The sequence below is a fragment of the Providencia sp. UF-224 genome, assembly GCF_058245955.1.
Genome location: NZ_JBSICC010000082.1, coordinates 1 through 1,205 on the forward strand (window position 1 = coordinate 1; position 1,205 = coordinate 1,205).

Annotated in this window: 1 protein-coding gene; it reads left to right on the top strand. The window is 44.7% G+C overall.

The features are described 5' to 3' along the window. Positions 1-1,205: translesion error-prone DNA polymerase V subunit UmuC (gene umuC, locus AC4IFO_RS22885; RefSeq protein WP_490737840.1), on the top strand; the 1,205-nt coding region annotated here is incomplete at both ends.

The following is a 1,205-nucleotide window of genomic DNA, read 5'->3' on the forward strand; positions in this document are numbered from 1 at the left end:
TATACCTCCTGCGAATCCGTTTTCCGGCCAGATTTAAAAGGAAAGCCGATTGTTTGCCTTTCGAATAATGACGGTTGTGTGATTGCGCGTTCGGCGGAGGCTAAACCTTATATCCGTATGGGAGCCCCTTATTTTGAAATTAAGCAGATAATCAAACAAAGGCAACTGGCTGTATTTTCTTCAAATTACCCCTTGTATGCCGATTTTAGTAATCGATTTATGGCCGTAGTTTCCCAAATTGTGCCTCAAATTGAGGTTTACAGTATTGATGAATGTTTTTGTAACCTGACAGGTATGGATACATTGTATTCCTGGCATGAACTTGGTCATAAATTAAAAGAGGATGTCTTCCGGAGTGCTCACTTGCCTGTCGGAGTGGGAATTTCCAGTACCAAAACGTTAGCTAAGTTGGCCAATCACGCTGCCAAAACATGGAAAAAAACAGGCGGTGTCGTCGATTTAAGTTCGCCCAGTCGTCAGAAAAAACTCATGGCACTCGTGCCCGTTGGGGACGTTTGGGGAATTGGCCGTAAACTAGCAAAGCGTTTAAATCAAAGTGGGATTGAAACTGCCTTGGATTTAAGTCGGCTACCGACGTCCCAGGCCCGTAAACTGTATTCCGTCGTTTTAGAGCGAACAGTACGAGAGTTGAACGGTGAATCCTGTCTTCAGCTGGAAGAAATTGCGCCCGCCAAGCAACAAATTATTTGCTCTCGTTCTTTTGGCCATAAAGTCATGGACTACGAGTTAGTTCGCCAATCGGTGTGTGCCTTTGCTGAACGTGCCGCTGAAAAACTGCGGGAAGAAAAACAGCATTGTCGGTTAGTGACCTTGTGGGTACAAAGTAGTCATTTTTCTCATCATGAACCACACTATTATCGACAAGAGACTCAAGCGCTCATTTATCCCACACAAGATACGCGCGAGATTATTCAGGCAGCCGTGGGTTTATTTGACCGACTTTGGCTCCCGAATGTGAAATACAGTAAAAGCGGCATATTACTCAGTGAATTTTCCCCTTCAGGGCAAGTGCAACTAAATTTGTTTGAAAGTGGCCATGGTTTTCGTAAAAGCGGGGAACTGATGCAGACGATTGACCAGATTAATCGCGGAAAAGGTGCTATCTGGTTTGCAGGTCAGGGGATTCAATCGCAATCGGCTTTATGGAAAATGAAGCAGCAATTTTTATCGCCTCGCTGGACAAC